This window comes from Taibaiella chishuiensis (assembly GCF_003014535.1).
GTDB lineage: Bacteria > Bacteroidota > Bacteroidia > Chitinophagales > Chitinophagaceae > Taibaiella > Taibaiella chishuiensis.
In genome coordinates, this window is sequence record NZ_PYGD01000001.1 from 365,096 (window position 1) to 381,657 (window position 16,562).

16 protein-coding genes are annotated in these 16,562 nt (G+C 50.2%); 13 read left to right on the forward strand and 3 right to left on the reverse strand.

The annotated features are described in order from the left end of the window. Positions 1 to 9: 9 nt before the first annotated feature. Both ccsA and B0I18_RS01460 read left to right on the forward strand, forming a co-directional pair. A complete protein-coding gene (gene ccsA / locus B0I18_RS01455; protein ID WP_181358293.1) occupies positions 10 to 2,508 on the forward strand; it encodes a cytochrome c biogenesis protein CcsA in 2,499 nt (832 codons plus the stop codon). 180 nt (positions 2,509 to 2,688) lie between these two features. After that, positions 2,689 to 3,678, forward strand: coding sequence for an amidohydrolase family protein (locus B0I18_RS01460; RefSeq protein ID WP_106520872.1), 990 nt, complete (start codon positions 2,689 to 2,691; stop codon positions 3,676 to 3,678). 89 nt (positions 3,679 to 3,767) lie between these two features. Here B0I18_RS01460 and B0I18_RS01465 read toward each other — a convergent pair whose 3' ends face one another. Then, positions 3,768 to 4,532, reverse strand: coding sequence for an exodeoxyribonuclease III (locus B0I18_RS01465; RefSeq protein WP_106520873.1), 765 nt, complete (start codon positions 4,530 to 4,532; stop codon positions 3,768 to 3,770). A 52-nt stretch (positions 4,533 to 4,584) separates the two neighbouring features. Continuing rightward, positions 4,585 to 5,310, reverse strand: a complete 726-nt coding sequence (locus B0I18_RS01470) for a 2-phosphosulfolactate phosphatase (protein ID WP_106522018.1) — start codon at positions 5,308 to 5,310, stop codon at positions 4,585 to 4,587. 64 nt (positions 5,311 to 5,374) lie between these two features. On the opposite strand from B0I18_RS01470, the gene B0I18_RS01475 reads away from it, so the two are divergent. The 9 genes from B0I18_RS01475 (at position 5,375) to B0I18_RS01515 (ending at position 11,917) form a co-directional block, all read left to right on the forward strand. Next, a complete protein-coding gene (locus tag B0I18_RS01475) occupies positions 5,375 to 6,880 on the forward strand; it encodes a glycosyltransferase family 39 protein (protein WP_181358294.1) in 1,506 nt (501 codons plus the stop codon). Between the two features lie 114 nt (positions 6,881 to 6,994). Beyond that, positions 6,995 to 7,363, forward strand: a complete 369-nt coding sequence (locus tag B0I18_RS01480) for a BlaI/MecI/CopY family transcriptional regulator (RefSeq protein ID WP_106520875.1) — start codon at positions 6,995 to 6,997, stop codon at positions 7,361 to 7,363. Positions 7,364 to 7,454: 91 nt separating this feature from the next. After that, complete coding sequence (locus B0I18_RS01485; RefSeq protein WP_106520876.1) at positions 7,455 to 7,859, forward strand: energy transducer TonB; 405 nt, start codon at positions 7,455 to 7,457, stop codon at positions 7,857 to 7,859. Between the two features lie 212 nt (positions 7,860 to 8,071). Then, the gene (locus B0I18_RS01490; RefSeq protein WP_106520877.1) at positions 8,072 to 8,449 is read left to right on the forward strand and encodes a BlaI/MecI/CopY family transcriptional regulator; all 378 of its coding nucleotides are present in this window, start codon (positions 8,072 to 8,074) and stop codon (positions 8,447 to 8,449) included. Positions 8,450 to 8,459: 10 nt separating this feature from the next. Then, positions 8,460 to 9,644 (forward strand): TonB family protein, encoded by a 1,185-nt coding sequence (locus tag B0I18_RS01495; RefSeq protein ID WP_106520878.1) that lies wholly within the window; start codon positions 8,460 to 8,462, stop codon positions 9,642 to 9,644. Positions 9,645 to 9,799: 155 nt separating this feature from the next. After that, a complete protein-coding gene (locus B0I18_RS01500; RefSeq protein ID WP_106520879.1) occupies positions 9,800 to 10,291 on the forward strand; it encodes an energy transducer TonB in 492 nt (163 codons plus the stop codon). 155 nt (positions 10,292 to 10,446) lie between these two features. Further along, positions 10,447 to 10,974, forward strand: a complete 528-nt coding sequence (locus B0I18_RS01505; RefSeq protein ID WP_181358295.1) for an energy transducer TonB — start codon at positions 10,447 to 10,449, stop codon at positions 10,972 to 10,974. Between the two features lie 103 nt (positions 10,975 to 11,077). Continuing rightward, positions 11,078 to 11,446: an energy transducer TonB gene (locus B0I18_RS01510; RefSeq protein ID WP_181358296.1), complete on the forward strand. Its 369-nt coding sequence runs from the start codon at positions 11,078 to 11,080 to the stop codon at positions 11,444 to 11,446. Positions 11,447 to 11,665: 219 nt separating this feature from the next. Next, on the forward strand, positions 11,666 to 11,917 hold the full coding sequence (locus tag B0I18_RS01515) for a class I lanthipeptide (RefSeq protein WP_146146625.1): 252 nt from the start codon (positions 11,666 to 11,668) through the stop codon (positions 11,915 to 11,917). Between the two features lie 77 nt (positions 11,918 to 11,994). Here B0I18_RS01515 and rlmD read toward each other — a convergent pair whose 3' ends face one another. Then, complete coding sequence (rlmD, locus tag B0I18_RS01520) at positions 11,995 to 13,407, reverse strand: 23S rRNA (uracil(1939)-C(5))-methyltransferase RlmD (protein ID WP_106520883.1); 1,413 nt, start codon at positions 13,405 to 13,407, stop codon at positions 11,995 to 11,997. A gap of 143 nt (positions 13,408 to 13,550) precedes the next feature. On the opposite strand from rlmD, the gene B0I18_RS01525 reads away from it, so the two are divergent. Together B0I18_RS01525 and B0I18_RS01530 are read left to right on the forward strand one after the other, a co-directional pair. Beyond that, the gene (locus tag B0I18_RS01525) at positions 13,551 to 15,002 is read left to right on the forward strand and encodes a DUF5106 domain-containing protein (RefSeq protein ID WP_106520884.1); all 1,452 of its coding nucleotides are present in this window, start codon (positions 13,551 to 13,553) and stop codon (positions 15,000 to 15,002) included. Between the two features lie 37 nt (positions 15,003 to 15,039). Next, the gene (locus B0I18_RS01530) at positions 15,040 to 16,476 is read left to right on the forward strand and encodes a TlpA family protein disulfide reductase (RefSeq protein ID WP_106520885.1); all 1,437 of its coding nucleotides are present in this window, start codon (positions 15,040 to 15,042) and stop codon (positions 16,474 to 16,476) included. Positions 16,477 to 16,562: the final 86 nt, after the last annotated feature.

Consider the following 16,562-nt stretch of genomic DNA (forward strand, 5'->3'; position numbering starts at 1 on the left):
TTATCTGCTTTGAATCAATCATTCATCGGCGAGCATTTGCTACCCGGCCAGCTAGGACACCTGTTTGTTATCGTTTCTTTTGTAGCTGCTTTATTTTCAGCTTTCGCTTATTTTAATGCTGCCCGCAGGGAAGAGAGTACAGATGGCGCCTTATGGCAGAAGCTGGCCCGCTGGTCGTTTGTGATACAGGCAGTATCGATTGCAGGTATCTTTATTACCCTGTATTACATCATTTCCTCGCACCTGTTCGAATATAACTATGCCTGGAAACACTCATCCCGCGGACTCCCGGTAAAATACCTGCTGTCCTGCTTCTGGGAAGGCTCCGAAGGCAGCTTCCTGCTGTGGCTGATCTGGCACGCCGTACTGGGCCTGGTCGTTATGCGCAGGGGCAAACAATGGGAAACCCGTGTCATGACAGTGGTTGCCCTGGTACAGGCCGTACTCTGCACCATGCTGCTGGGTATTTACCTCGGTCCTGAAATCAAGATCGGCAGCAATCCCTTTACCCTGCTGCGCAACGAAATGCAGGGCGCACCCATCTTCGCCCAACCCAACTACCTCGAATTTATTAAAGATGGTAACGGCCTCAACATTACCCTCCAGAACTACTGGATGGTGATTCACCCGCCGATCCTCTTCCTGGGTTTTGCCCTCACCCTGATTCCCTTTGCCTATTCCGTAGCCGCGCTGTGGAAAGGCGAATACAAAACCTGGATCAAACCGGCATTGCGCTGGTGCCTGCTGGGCGGCGCCGTGCTGGGCACCGGCATCATGATGGGCGGCGCATGGGCCTACGAGTCGCTTACCTTTGGCGGTTACTGGGCCTGGGATCCTGTAGAGAACGCCTCGCTGGTACCCTGGCTTACACTTGTAGCCGGCCTGCATACCCTGGTTATCTATAAAAGTACCGGCCGTTCGCTCAAAACCACGCTGATCTTCTTTATTCTTACCTTCCTGCTGATCTGGTACTCTACCTTCCTGACCCGTACCGGTATCCTGGGCGAGACTTCGGTGCACTCCTTTACCGGCGAAGGCAAGGCCCTGTACTGGCACCTGCTGATCGCGCTGGCGCTCTTCCTGGTCATCAGCTGTTACCCGCTGATCCGCTCCTGGAAAAAAATGCCCCGTGTAGCCGGCGAAGAAGAAGCCGATACCCGCGAATTCTGGATGCTGATCGGTTCTATTTTCCTGCTGATCTCCGCGATACACATCATCTTTTCCACCTCGCTGCCGGTATGGGCCCCGCTCTACAAAGCCGTGGCGGGTACCGATATTGCGCCTTCTACCGACCCGGTTAAGTATTATAACGATATCCAGGTATGGGCCGCCTTTATTATCGGTGTGCTCTCAGCCTCCATCCAGTTCCTGAAATATAAGAAAACAGGTATGAAGGCCGTATGGAAAAAACTGGCCCTGCTTATCGGCATCTCCGTTGTATTGTCCGTATTACTGGTGGTCGGTCAGAAGATCGAGCACCTCCAGTACATGGCCTTTACCTTCGCGATCATGTTTACCATTACCGGCAACCTGTACTACCTGCTTACCACGCAGAAAGGCAAGATCCTGAAGGCAGGCGGTTCTATTGCCCACCTTGGGTTCGGCCTGATGCTGTTCGGCATCCTGCTTTCGGGTTATAAAAAAACCGTGATCTCGATGGACCTGGCCGGCGCCAACAGGAATGTAGACTTTGGTAAAAAGACCTTCGAGGAGAATGTAAAAGAAGGCAGGGAAAATGTGCTGTTGTTCCGCAACACAACGGTGCCTATGGGCAAATACATGGTTACTTATCTCGGCGATTCGCTGGTGCACAACGACCCGCCCCTTACCTTCTATAAAATAAGATTCGACCGCCGTGACCCCGAAAACAATGCCTTGCTCGAAAGCTTTATGCTTTACCCCGAAGCGTATGTAAACCCCAAAGGACAGGAAGGCATCAGCGCCAACCCCGATGCGAAGCATTACTGGTCGCACGACGTATTTACTTACCTCACTTCCATAAGCAACCCGGAAGGCAAAACAGATACCAGCAGCTTCCAGCCGCATACGGTACGGAACGGAGACAGTATCTTCCTGGCCAATACCGTACTGGTATTCGAAGGCCTGAACAATAACATCAGCAACAAGAACTACAAGGCCCAGACCGGCGATGTGGCCGCCGAAGCCCGCCTGAGCGCTTATACCATCGACGGCAAGGCCGGCGCCAGCACCCCGGTATATGTTATCCAGGGCAACCAGGCCACCGCGCTCGACGATACCCTGCGCGACCTGGGGCTTACGATACGCATTAACCGCATCATTCCCGACCAGCAGGCTACCGAGATCGGTATCCGCCAGCGTGCCGCACAGGACGACTACATTATCCTGAAGGCAATTGTATTCCCCTTTATCCGCGTACTGTGGCTGGGCGTAATCGTTATGGTGATCGGCTTCTTCATCAGCTGGTGGTACCGCAGGTCTGAAGGTAGCGGCCGTGCTGCGGCTAAAGCCCCTGTGACCAAAAAATAAAATTCTTCGAGCCTCCTGTACATCGTGCTGCCTATGCCGCGGCAATGATGTGCAGGAGGTCTTTCTTTTAGGACCGACGCCGGTGTTAGCCACCGGGACAGGCCGTTTTTGATCGCTTTTATGCGATTGTTCGCATTTATACGTATCATCGCAAAAAATTTAGCTCCTTACATTGGCGGTATGAAAATAGATATCCACACCCATATTATGCCGGAGAAGATCCCGAACTGGTTTGAGAAGTTCGGCTACGGCGATTTTATAACCCTCGAACATCATAAACCCTGTTGCGCCAAAATGATCAAAGGCGACAAGGTATTTCGCGAAGTAGAGCATAACTGCTGGGATCCGGCCGTAAGGCTTAAGGAGATGGATGAGACCACCGTTACCATGCAGGCGCTTTCCACCATCCCGGTGTTGTTCAACTACTGGGCCAAGCCCGAGCATGCGCTCGAATCCTCCCGTTTCTTTAACGATCATATTGCAGAAGCCGTTACCCGTTACCCCGACCGTTATATCGGCCTGGGTACCGTACCGATGCAGGATATCGACCTGTCGGTAAGAGAAATGGAGCGTTGTGTAAAAGAGCTGAAGATGCCCGGTATCGAGATCGGGTCCAACATCAACGCACGCAATCTCAGCGATCCTTCCTTCTTTCCTTTCTGGCAGGCCGCCGAAGAGCTGGGCGCCTGTATTTTTGTACATCCCTGGGAGATGATGGGCGAAAATGATATGATGAAATACTGGCTACCCTGGCTGGTGGGCATGCCCGCAGAAACCTCCAGGGCCATTTGCTCGATGATATTCGGCGGGGTTTTCGAAAAATTCCCCAAACTGCGTGTAGCCTTCGCCCATGGCGGCGGCAGCTTTCCGGCTACCATAGGCCGTATTGAGCACGGGCATCACGTACGCCCGGATCTTTGCGCCATCGACAATGCGCCTAACCCGCGCGACTATATCGGCAGGTTCTGGATCGATTCGCTGGTACACGACCCCAAGGCCCTCGACTTTATCATCGATGTGATGGGCGGCGACAAGATCTGTATGGGCAGCGATTATCCTTTCCCCCTGGGCGAACATCATCCCGGCAAACTGATCGAAGAACATATCAAAGACAGTAAGTTGCGCGACCAGTTGTTGTACCAGAACGCCAAAGACTGGCTGGGTATTTAATACAACCGGGATCGTTTTATATACAATGGGCGCTGTCGTATACAGCGCCCATTGTTATGTTATCCGTTTTCTTTCCTGTTATTCCGGGTTTAGCGGTTGAGCTCCATATACACGGGGCAGTGGTCCGAATGTTTTACATCGGGGTAGATGGTACCGTGTTTCAGCCGGTCCTGCAGGCTTTGCGAAGCGCTGATATAATCGATACGCCAGCCCTTGTTATTGGCCCGGCTATTCGCCCTGAAGCTCCACCAGCTGTAGTGATGCGGGTCGGTATTAAAATGGCGGAAGCTGTCGATAAAACCCGAATCAAACCATTTGTCCATCCAGGCACGCTCTTCGGGCAGGAACCCGCTGCTGTCCTTATTGCTTGCAGGGTTATGGATATCGATGGGTTTATGACAGATATTATAGTCGCCGCATACCACCAGGTTGGGCCGCTCGGCTTTCAGTTTACCGATGTATTCGTAAAATTCGTCGAGCCACTGGTATTTATAAGCCTGTCTTACATCGCCGCTCGAGCCGCTGGGGAAGTAAGCGTTGATCAGGGTCAGGTCGCCGAAGTCGGCACGGATCACCCGGCCTTCGGCATCGCTCTGCATAATGCCGTTGCCATAGTATACCTGGTCGGGTTTTATTTTGGTAAAGATGGCCACACCGCTGTAGCCTTTTTTCTCGGCCGGGTACCAATAGGTTTCATAACCCAGCGCTTCGATCCGGGCCAGGTCTACATTCTCTTTCGTGGCCTTTACTTCCTGCAGGCAAATCACATCGGCCGGGTCGGTTTCCAGCCATTCGGTAAATCCTTTGGTAATGGCGCTTCTTATGCCGTTTACGTTATAAGTTATAATACGCATGCTCGTTGTATAGTGGGTATGCCCGTTTTTTTAAAATGGATCAGCAATAAACTTAACCGGCCACCAGTTCTTTACCGTTGTATACAGGCACTACGGGGTGTTGGTTGGGCGTGGTACAATAAGCCATATCGCCTACCAGGCCAAAGTTGGACAGGCGTTTGTAGTGCGAACTCGGCTCCAGGAACGCGAGCAGGCTGGGCGCCGTCTGCGCCTGGCGGTAGAGGCTCACGGCCATCTGTGCGCTATCGCAAAGCAGGGCAAAATCGTCCTGCAGCGCCTCGGCCACCGCACCGGCAAAAAGGGTATCTTCCATATTCACACGGTCTTTCCAGGCTGCACAGGCCAGCAGTACCTTCTGTCCCCGCTTTTTCAGGTAAGTACATACGGCATCCAGGTTCAGGAACGAACCGGTGATGATCGTATCGGCATCGCGTACCATATGCAGTAATTTGGTACCATTGGTCGTGGTCAGCGCCAGGGTCTTACCACCGATAAAACCAGCTGAGTATTCGAGCGGCGAGTTGCCGTATTGCAGACCGGGCACTACTTTACCATCCCTTTCACCGGCCGTGATACAACCCTCGACGGTATTGGTCAGGGCAATACACTCTTCTACCGAAGCGATCGGGATAACCGCCCGGGCTCCGTTATGGAGTGCAGCGGCAATAGTAGAGGTAGCACGGAAAACATCGATGATAACAACTATGGTATCTTTGGTATCGTAGAGATGAAGCAATGCAGGAGACAGGCATACTTCGAGCAGCGGTTTTTCAATCATGCTGCAAAAGTAACCAAGAATAACAAATACAGGCAATATGGAAAATCCATATTTTTATCGCCTTATGCAAAAACTCCTTCAGCGGGAAAAAATTCAATATATAGTCCTTGCCCTGTTCTGTATCCCACTTTTCTTTATCAATATACAGGATACGCATAACTATGGAGACGATTGGACCCAGTATCTTAAAGAGGCATTGAATATCGCGGAAGGTAAACCCTATTATTCCTCTACCTATATTTTTAACCCGCTAAATACGGAATATGCCCCGCCCCAGTATCCGCCCGGGTACCCGCTGCTGATGGCGCCGGTGGTAGGGATTACAGGAATGGCCATCGCCCCCCTCCTGTATCTAAACACCGTTTTCGTTTGCCTGATTATTTTCCTGGCCTATGGGTACCTGCGCAGGTTTACCGGGGGGCTGAATGCCATGTGCCTGGCCATTATACTGGCCTATATTCCTGTCATGACAGAACTTAAGGGCGCATTGCTTTCCGATATTCCCTGCACGCTATTCACCTTGCTATATTTCTGCCTGCGGGAGCAACGGCAACGCTGGAATCTGCTGAAACTATCGCTGCTCTGCATCGTCGCGGCCTTCGCCATATTAATCCGGACCCAGTCGGCGGTGATTATCCTGGCGGAGTTATCGCTTTTGATCTGGAATTTTGCCGGTGGCAAAAAACACCGCAACGAAAACCTGCCCCGGTATTACGCCCTGCTGCTGGCAGCGGGCACTGTACTGTTGCTTGCCCTTTCCCGGTATATGCTTTTCCCAGGGCCCGGGCAATCCTCATCCTTCTATACCAGCCTGTACACCAATCTCTGGGCCGAAGGTAAAGTATGGACTACACTGAGCGCCAATATGCCTTACCTGGAAAGCCATATTATCAATATATGGCTGTTCCCGATGCATGAAGGTTTTTTTCAGGCCTTCGTCAATTTTATCATGTACTCGTCTTTGTTGCTGACCTTTATCGGGCTGACGCGGATGATCCGGGAAGGTATGAGTTTATCCCTCCTGTTTTTCCTGCTGATGTGTATACTCATGGTGGCGACCCCGGCACGCCAGGGACTGCGGTATTTCCTGCCGGCCGTGCCTTTCGCCCTGTTGCTGATGGCTAAAGGTGTCCGCGCCGTCGTGCCGCTTTTTAGTGCGATGAGCCCGCAAACCATTGCCCTGACTTCGTTTGCAACCATCATGCTGCTGGGTTTTGATAACTATGAAGACAAACTCAGACCCAATACAGATTGGTCGCTGCAGCAATCCGACACCGTTGCCTTTAACTTTATCCGCCGGCATGTGGATGATAGCGACATTATCCTGTTTTCCAAACCCCGGTTGCTGGCACTGTATACCGAAAAACGGTCGATGAATTTCAGCTGGCAGCATGCGCTTGCTGTAAACAAACACCAGTTCGACTCCATGGGCGTACGGTATGTTTTGTATTGCCGTAATATAAGCGATAAAATAACGACAGACTATCTCTGGCAGGAGCCCAGACCATATAGCGATTCCGCAATCATCAATAACGATTATACACTTTACCGGTTATCAATTGCCCCCTAAGACAGCGAAAGCCTATCCCGGTTTCCCGGTATTTTTCGATAAAAAACAGCGATTATTACCTCCGGGCCTTGTAACCGGGTTAGATTTGATGTTCCATCTTAATATATCGCTGTTATGACCGGATTTAAAACGCTGACCAGGGCCGAAGAACAGATCATGCAGGCCCTGTGGAAAATTGGAAAAGGCTTTACGAAAAACATCATTGCCGCATTACCAGCACCCAAACCCCATTACAATACCGCCAGTACCCTCCTGCGTATACTGACCGAAAAGGGTTTTGTAAAAACGGAAAATAACGGCAAAACCAACCTGTACACACCCGCCGTGGCCAAAGACGTCTATAGCAAAGCCTCAATGAAACAGTTGCTGAAAGGGTATTTCGACGGTTCTTTCAGCAGTATGCTTTCCTTTTTTGCACAAGAAAAAGATATCTCGCTGCAGGAACTCGAAGAGGTCATCCACCACATCAAATCTTCCCAATAAATAATACCGCCCGGCAAAGCCGGAGGATAAGGCAAAAGACCGGTTGTTGTTATATATTCGCAGTTCAGCATCTGGCCAATAAACCCGAAATATGCAAACTATAAAGAAAACAGTTCCTTTTTTAATCGCTCTGCTGGGCGCGCTTAGCCTCCATCCTCATGCCACTGCACAAGTAGTGGATACCGTTAATAACAGACCGGTGTACAGGTCCGTGACAGATATGCCGCACTTCGATGTGTTCGGGTATATGCATAAACATTTGAAGTACCCGGCACAAGCCAGGAAGGATAACATACAGGGCAGGGTGATATACCGGTTTGTTGTCGGAACAGATGGCAGCCTCAGCAACATCACATTAATGAAGAGCCTTTCGCCGGAATGTGATGCCGAAGCGCTGCGCCTCATCCAGTCCATGCCCCGCTGGAAGCCGGGCAAACATCACGGCACGCTGGTCGATGTGTATTATGTATTGCCGGTGTACTTTCCACCGCAGTAGGCCTGCAGCTATATGTAACCTGCAGGCCGGGCAACCCGTAAACTTTAGGTATGTACTGCCCGTCTGCTTTGACAAAAGCCGCTAACCTCTTCCTTTATTAAAATACCAGGAGCCGTGCCCACAGCACGGCTTTTTTGTCAAAACTAAAGATTTAGTTGTTCAACTAAGTTTTTAGTTTTAGCTTTGGTTTACAACAGCAATTACAAAACAGTATGCCCGGATTTAAACCACTGACCAAGGCCGAAGAACAGATCATGCAGGCCTTATGGAAAATAGGAAAAGGCTTTACCAAGGATATTATCGAAGCGCTGCCCAAACCGAAACCGCACTACAACACCGCAAGTACCCTATTGAAGATCCTGATCGAAAAGGGATTTGTAACGGCCGAAAGCGTGGGCAATGCCCATTTGTACATCCCGGTTGTCGGTAAGGAGGCTTACAGCAAGGCCTCGATGAAACAATTATTGAAAGGTTATTTCGACGGTTCCTTTTCCAGTATGCTTTCCTTTTTTGCCAAAGAGAAAGACATCTCGCTCAAAGAACTGGAAGAGGTGATCCGTGATATCAAGTCGCCGAAAAAAAACAACTAAACCTCTTGTTATGGTTACCTATTTCCTGTTAGCCAATATTTATGGCTTCCTGCTTTATGCCCTCTATCACTGGACCCTTAAGGGTTCCGGCAGGCATAACTGGAGCCGGTATTACCTGCTGCTGGCGGCTTTGCTTAGCCTTACATTTCCTTTGTTACGCGTCAATGTTGCCCGGCATATGCCGGCAGCACGTGGTGTGCAACAGGTATTTGAATTACCGGAAGTAGTGCTGGATGCAGCTCGACAAACGGCAACGGCAACCAATACCGCCTGGTTATTCTTCCTCTATGCCGGCATTACTTTATTACTCCTGGGCAGGTTCATTTATCGCCTGCTGCGCCTGTACAGCTTTTTACAGCAACAGGAATTTAAACCGCTGGGCGCTTACCGCATTGCCCTCAATACCGGCTATGGCCCGGCTAGCTTTGGTTCCAGGCTGTTGTTTCCCGGGGCCGAAGTACAGGATATGATGTTACAACACGAGATGGCCCATAGCGATCACAAACATTATTATGACCGCATATTGTTGCAACTGCTGCAATGCCTCTTCTTCCCGGTGCTGGCCCTATACCGGATAAGCCGCGAACTTGAAATCGTACAAGAATTCCAAGCCGATGCCGTAGCCGGCGCCGATAAGGAAGCCTATGCCCTCCTGCTTGTAAGCCAACACCTGGGTCATCCGGATATACCATTGTTACAATCTTTTTTTCATCATCCATTAAAACGAAGAATCATGATGTTACATCAAAGTAAAAAAGGAAAACGGGGACTGTTCCTGGCCGCACTGTCGGGCTTAATCACCTGCATTATCCTGCTACAAATCACGGGTACCGTTATGGCCCAGAAGAAAACCGCAACGCCGATACAAACGGGCGTTTCAGATAACCATATCTATAACTCGGTGGCCCATATGCCCGATCCGGGTTTTGACCTGATGCAATACCTCGGAGAAAATATTAAATACCCTGAACAGGCGGTAAAAAATAAAGTCAACGGCCGCGTGGTATCCCAATTTGTAGTGAAACCAGATGGCACGCTGACCGATATCAAAATCGTAAAAGGTATAGACCCCGATTGCGACAAGGAAGTGCTGCGCGTACTGCACAATATGCCTGCCTGGAAGCCCGGTAAAAAAGAAGACGGCACACCGGTACTGGTTTATTATACACTCCCGGTATCATTCCAGATGAAATAAAAAGTATCCCGGTATTGCAAGCCCGGATCCTGCAGCAATGCCGCGTTATAACAGCGCGGCATTCTTGTTGGTAGTGCTCAACGGCACTGTCCGTTGTAAAAGGATAAACAGTACATTCGTCAAGTATCTAAACCTGATTTAAAGATTACAAAACCATGTTACATCTCCAGAAAAACAAGTTAGCTCTTCTTGTCTGTATCACAGGCGCCTTATGCTTTTCAGCTTCCCTTTACGCGCAGGAAAAAGACCAAAGCCAAACCAACCAGCCACTGGCACCGGTTACACAACCGGCACTGACAACTGAAACTGCATTGCAGCAGGTGCCGGATGAAGACGATATCCACACCAGCGCCGAGGAGGCGCCTGAACCGGGCTTTGATATGAATGAATACCTCCACACCAATGTTGTATATCCAGAACAGGAACTCCGGGAGGGCATACAGGGTAGGGTAATTGTTCAATTGGTGATCATGAAAACCGGTGAAATCCGGAATGCCAAGGTAGCCCGGTCTTTGACGCCTGCGCTGGATGCTGAAGCACTCCGGGTAGTCAATGCCATGCCCGCATGGAAGCGCCCGGCCAGGCAGGGCGGGAAACCGATAAATGTTTATTATACCTTACCCATCAGCTATCGCATTCGCGACTAAACCCGGTTGCCGCAAACCGAAACCATCATAAACAGTGCCGCACGCCAACCGTACGGCATTTTTATTTTATTACCTGTCCTCAACAAAACCCTTCAAGAAAAGAGAAACCGTACATTCGCAACTCTATTGTAGCTAACCATTTAAGATCAACCTCCATGTTACCTTCCCTGAAAAAACCAGTTTACACCTTTCTCCTGGCAACAGGCCTACTCTTGCTTTCGCAGCCCGTAAGCGCCCAGGTCAACAATAAAAGCAACACGGCATCGCCGCTATTGCCTGTGCCGAAACCCTCGCCAACCCCGGCTCCTGGCGACCCGGCCGACGAAGCCGCCATATACAAGGCCGCACAACCACCCGCCCCTGTTGATGAAGATAAACCCAGTCACGATGCCGATATACCTGCAGAACCGGGTTATGATATCCATAAATACCTGCGGGAAAATATCGTATATCCCAAAAAAGAATTTAATGAAGGTATACAAGGCAGGGTAGTTGTTCAGTTTATAGTAAACAGGAAGGGTGAAATAAGGAAGGCAAAGGTGATAAACTCCGTATCACCTGCTATTGATGCGGAAGCCCTCCGGGTAATTAACGCCATGCCGGCGTGGAAGCCGGCGATGTTGCATGGAGCGCCCGTAAGTGTAAACTACATGGTCCCCATCAGTTTCGGTATACACCGTTAATGTATAAGCTCCCTGTAAACAAAATATAAAGATGTTACCACACTGCAGAAAAGTTGCCTATAACCTGTTCCCCGCAGCCTTTGTGATGATAACAACAGGTTGTATGCTGCTGCAAAGTACGGCTGTAGTTAGGGCGCAGCAAAGGGATACCGTCCGCACACCTGTTGTTTATACCTCGGTACCTTATATGCCGCAGCCTGGTGTCGATCCGGCAGCCTACCTGGTAAAAAATATAAAGCTTCCCAAGCCCGATACCGGAGTGAACATAGCTACCCGCATGGTAACGCGGTTCGTGGTAACACCCGATGGTAAGCTTAGCGATATCCGGATCCTTAAAAGTATCTATCCGCAATTCGACCAGGAAGTAATCCGTGTATTGCAGCATATGCCCGCCTGGACACCGGGTAAACTGGAAGAGGGTACACCGGTACCGGTTTATTATACCTTGCAGGTATCGTTTGAATTCCGGTAAAGCGAAACATAAATATACACAACCGGCTGCCGCCGGAAAAATGGATGTGATGCCCGATGCATGACATCCGTTTTTTACAGGATACAAGCTGAACACGGTACCATTGCCTGTTCCTGGCAGCATCTAAGTCGTTGGAGGAATTCAAATTATACAATTTTTCAATTTATGAAAAATGAAAATATTACCTTTGAAATCCTCATAACCCTCAAAACAATAATGATGAAAAAACAAAAAATGACCCTGCCGCGGTTAAGCCTTAAAAAATTATCGATTGCCGTATTGAATGGCGACGAACAGGTAAAAGTAAACGGAGGTATCAGCGGTACGCCCTGCTATTCGGTACAATTGCCCTGTATTCCACCTACCGAATTTCAAACCTGCCGCATCTGCGACCGTGTTACCAGGGCGCGGTCCTGCGAGGCTTGTATTCCCGACACCGAGTACATGTCCTGCCGCTGCGAGCCGATGTAATACAATGCGCTTATGTACAAGCCCCGCCTGTAATACAGGCGGGGCTTGGTTTATATACATGTAGCTGCAGTAGCGGTTTATCGCAGTTCGAGCAGGGCTACATTTTCGATATGGTGGGTATGCGGGAACATATCGACCGGCTGCAGGCGGATAACCTTGTAGGCCTCATCCAGCAGCTGCAGGTCGCGCGCCTGGGTGGCAGGGTTGCAGCTTACGTACACCACGCGTGGCGCACGCATACGCAATAGCTGCTGCACCAGCTTTTCGTGCATACCGGCACGTGGCGGATCGGTAATGATCACATCCGGGCGGCCATGTTCTTCAAAAAATGCATCGGTAGCGATATCGGCCACATCGCCGGCATAAAACCGGCAATGCTCCAGGCCGTTCCATTCGGCATTCAGTTTGGCATCCTCGATGGCATCGGCAATCAATTCGATACCGATAATCTTTTTAGCGCCTTTGGACAAGAAGATGCCGATGCTGCCGGTACCGCAATACAGGTCGTACACCACTTCCTGCCCGGTAAGCCCGGCAAAGTCGCGCGTAATGCGGTACAACTCTTCGGCCTGGCGGGTATTGGTCTGGAAAAACGACTTGGGCGATATCTTGAACCGGAACTCTTCCAGGTATTCTTCGATATACCCTTTACCGGAATAGGTCTCCACCTTGAGGTCGTTAATCGTATCGTTCAGCTTGGGATTAATGGTATAATGCAGCGAGGTGATCTCGGGCACTTCCTGCAACAGTGTGTCCAGTATCATTTTCAGCTCTTCGCGCTGGTGCTGTACGATCAGGTTCACCATTACCTCGCCCGTAGTGGCGATCCGGATAATAACATTACGCAGCCAGCCCTGTTGCTGCCTGTGGTCGTAAAAAGGAAGATCGTGGCGGAAGGCCAGGTCCCGCAACAGGTTTTTGATCTTATTGGTAGGCTCCTGCTGCAGGTAACATGTCTTGATATCGACTACCTTATCGAACATGCCAGGCGCATGGAAACCCAGTGCAGGCTTGCGTTCGATCTCGGCATCGCCGGCGGCGGCAATCTCCTCGCGGGTCAGGTACTCCTGGGTAGAAAAAGTAAACTCCAGCTTGTTGCGGTAATACTGCTGCTGCGCACTGCCTGCAATAGGCTCGATCGGCGGCAGGTCGATATGCCCGATACGGGTAAGCTGATCGGTAACCTGGATCTGTTTATACTCCAGTTGCTTGTCGTAGGGCAACATCTGCCATTTACAACCGCCGCAAATGCCAAAGTGGTCACAGAAGGGCGTTACGCGGTCCGGCGAAGGCGTTACGATCTTCAAGGCCTTTCCCTCTGCGTAATTCTTCTTATTCTTCATCACCATTACCTCGGCAATATCGCCCGGCACGGCGCCTTCTACCAGTATGGTCTTCCCGTCTTCGAGGTGGGCAATCGATTTTCCTTCTGCTGCATAACGCTCCAACCTCAGCGCGTTAATTACCGTCTTTTTATGTTTTCTAGCCAATTGATTTATGCTTGTTAATCCTTTGCAAAGGTAGGTTGATTTTTGGTGTCACGAAGAATGGTTCTTTAGCTTTGAGTGCCGGCCTTCCAAAAACAGCCCCGCCGTGCAGGGCAAAACGCAGGGCAGGATTGCCTGATAAGCTTATGAAAAGATCTGTACTCCTGGTATTATTCCTCGTCGGCGCTGCTTCGCTCAGCGCCAGGGAGGGGTATAAGATCGACATCAGCTTCCGCAGCAATATCCCCGATAGCATAGTCTACCTGGTCCATTATTTCGGCAAGGCCGGCATACTGGTAAAGGCCGACTCGGCCCGGGTAAAAGATCAAAAACATATCCGCTTTGCCCGCAAACAGCCCATTACCGGCGGAAGTTACCTGCTGGCCTTTAACCGCAACAGCCAGTTTATCGAATTCCTGCTCGACAATGGCGCAGACTTTTCTATCGCTGCTGATACCTTGCGTAATAAAGCAGGCGGCATAGACCTGGACCGGATCAGCTTTCGCAACAGCCCGGAAAACGACCGCTACCTCGCTTATAATAAACTGATGGAAAGCCTGGGCGACCGGCACCACGGCATTATGCAGCAACTGGGCGCCGCAAAGAACGAAGCCGATAGCAGCCGCATCAACGCAGCCCTCAAACCCTTGCAGGACGAGCAACTCAGCTATCGCAAAAATTATATAAAACAATACCCCAATACCCTGCTGAGCAGTATATTCAGCGCCTTACTTCCGCCCGAGGTACCCGGAGGACCACACTACCTCGAAGACGGTACAACGCCCGACTCCACTTACGCTTACCGGTACTACCAGGCGCACTACTGGGACAAGTTCGACTTTGCCGACGCCCGCCTCCTCAATACCCCGGTTTACGAAAACAAACTGAACGACTATTTCGAAAAATGGTTGTACCCCATACCCGATACGATCAATAGCGAAGCCGACAAACTGCTGGCCCGTACCCGTGCCAACCGCGAACTGTTTCGCTATACCCTGCGCACACTGACCAATAATGCCCTGCAAAGCAAGATTATGGGTATGGACGAAGTATTTGTACACCTGGTGGAGCGGTACTATATGAAAGGCGATGCCTACTGGCTGGATTCTGCAGGCAGGGCCTGGTACGAAAACCGCGCCAGGAGCCTGTCGCCGACCACACTGGGCAATATAGCCCCCGACCTCGGTATGCAGGATATATGGACCTCCAAAGACCTGAACCTGCATTCGGTAAAGGCGCCGTATACCCTGCTCGTGATCTGGTCGTACGACTGCGGCCACTGCCGCAAAGAGATACCCCTGCTCGACTCGCTGTACCGCAACCAGCTGGTGGCCAAAGGCGTGCAGGTATATTCGGTAGCGAGCGGCGGCGACCTGGGCGAGATCCGCAAGTTTGTAGAACAGATGGGCATTAAAGACTGGATCAATGTAGCCGACTTTAACAGCACCTCGGGTTATAAATCGAAATACGATGCCTATACCACCCCCAAAATATTCCTGATGGACACGGACAAAAAGCTGATCGGCAAAGGCCTGGATCACAGCAATATTTACGGGCTGATCGAACATTACGAAAAAAAGAAAAAAGCAAATCCATAACTTGGCCCAAATTTTAAAAACACAATCGAAACCATAAATGAAACGACTCTTATTAACCGGACTGCTTTGCCTGATGGGTACTTTCTTATTTGCCAAAAAAGGCTATAAGATCGAAATCAAGTTCAAACAGGACATGCCTGACGAATACGTGTACCTCGCACACTACTATGCCAAACCCCTGCCCACGATCTATAAAACCGACTCTGCGAAGGTGATCAATAAACGCAGCGCTGTAATCGACTCCAAAGACAGCGTGCTGGGCGGCATTTATATGATCCTGTTTGCCGAACGTTCCAAATACGTGGAGTTTGTACTTGATAACGGGGCCAGTATGGAGATGACGATCGATACGGTAAATATGCCGGCCAATATCACCTTTAAAAACAGCCCGGAAAACACCCGTTATGTAGCCTATGAACAATACCTGATGGGCTATGGGAAGAAACAGGCAGCGATCGGGGAAGATATGAAAGCAGCCAAAACCGAGGCCGATACGCAGGCGGTACGCAACAAGTACAAAGCAGCGCTTAAAGAGCTGGTGACCTACCGCCAGGATTATGTAAAAAAATACCCGGGCACTTACCTGGCCAACGTTTTCAATGCGCTTAAAGTACCCGAAATACCCGAAGGCACCTTCTACCTGGAAGATAAACAAACGGTGGACTCCAACTATGCTTACCGCTATTATAAAACACACTTCTGGGACGATTTCGACTTTAGCGACAACCGCCTGATGTACTCGCCTATATACGATGGTAAGCTGGACGAATACTTTAACCGCCTGGTAGTACCCCTGCCCGATAGTATGAACGCCGAGTCGGACGCGCTGCTGGCCCGTACCCGCAAAGCCAAGGAACTGTTTAAATATACCCTCCACTGGCTGGCACGTAATGCCGAAAGCAGCAAAGTAATGGGTATGGACGAAGTATTCGTACACCTGGTAGAGAAGTATTACATGAAAGGCGACGCCTACTGGCTCGATAGCGCCAGCCTGTCGAAATACGAAGACCGTGCCAAGAAAATAGCACCGAATGTACTGGGCAATATCGCCCCCGAATTAAAGCTGCAGGATATCCACTCGCTCAAAGATGTGTCGCTGCATGGCGTAGCCTCCAAATATACCCTGGTCATATTCTGGTCGCGCGAGTGTGGCCACTGTATGACCGAGGTACCCAAGCTGGATTCCCTGTATGAAAAAGTGCTGAAACAAAGAGGCGTAAAAGTATATGCCGTATCGACCGAAGGAGAGCTGAGCGAGATACAGAAAACCGTGGATAAACTGACCATCGGCGACTGGATCAATGTGGTAGATGCCAACAATAAAAAAGAATACCGTTCGCAATACGACGTTTATTCTACCCCCAAGATCTACCTGCTGGACGATCAGAAAAAGATTATCGGCAAAGGACTGGATCATTCCAATATCGTAGAGGTGCTGGACTGGACCGAAAAGAAAAACAAGACGAAATCCTGATACCGCCGGTAAACGGCAAAAACGGAGATAAGCCCGCGCTTGTCTCCGTTTTTTATTTATTTTTATCCGGTTCAAAAAAGAAAAAC

Coding starts and splice junctions, on each gene's coding strand:
- B0I18_RS01460 (WP_106520872.1), top strand. CDS start 2,689: ATGAAAATAGATATCCACACCCATATTATGCCGGAGAAGATCCCGAAC.
- B0I18_RS01465 (WP_106520873.1), bottom strand. CDS start 4,532: ATGCGTATTATAACTTATAACGTAAACGGCATAAGAAGCGCCATTACC.
- B0I18_RS01470 (WP_106522018.1), bottom strand. CDS start 5,310: ATGATTGAAAAACCGCTGCTCGAAGTATGCCTGTCTCCTGCATTGCTT.
- B0I18_RS01475 (WP_181358294.1), top strand. CDS start 5,375: ATGCAAAAACTCCTTCAGCGGGAAAAAATTCAATATATAGTCCTTGCC.
- B0I18_RS01480 (WP_106520875.1), top strand. CDS start 6,995: ATGACCGGATTTAAAACGCTGACCAGGGCCGAAGAACAGATCATGCAG.
- B0I18_RS01485 (WP_106520876.1), top strand. CDS start 7,455: ATGCAAACTATAAAGAAAACAGTTCCTTTTTTAATCGCTCTGCTGGGC.
- B0I18_RS01490 (WP_106520877.1), top strand. CDS start 8,072: ATGCCCGGATTTAAACCACTGACCAAGGCCGAAGAACAGATCATGCAG.
- B0I18_RS01495 (WP_106520878.1), top strand. CDS start 8,460: ATGGTTACCTATTTCCTGTTAGCCAATATTTATGGCTTCCTGCTTTAT.
- B0I18_RS01500 (WP_106520879.1), top strand. CDS start 9,800: ATGTTACATCTCCAGAAAAACAAGTTAGCTCTTCTTGTCTGTATCACA.
- B0I18_RS01505 (WP_181358295.1), top strand. CDS start 10,447: ATGTTACCTTCCCTGAAAAAACCAGTTTACACCTTTCTCCTGGCAACA.
- B0I18_RS01510 (WP_181358296.1), top strand. CDS start 11,078: ATGCTGCTGCAAAGTACGGCTGTAGTTAGGGCGCAGCAAAGGGATACC.
- B0I18_RS01515 (WP_146146625.1), top strand. CDS start 11,666: ATGAAAAAACAAAAAATGACCCTGCCGCGGTTAAGCCTTAAAAAATTA.
- B0I18_RS01525 (WP_106520884.1), top strand. CDS start 13,551: ATGAAAAGATCTGTACTCCTGGTATTATTCCTCGTCGGCGCTGCTTCG.
- B0I18_RS01530 (WP_106520885.1), top strand. CDS start 15,040: ATGAAACGACTCTTATTAACCGGACTGCTTTGCCTGATGGGTACTTTC.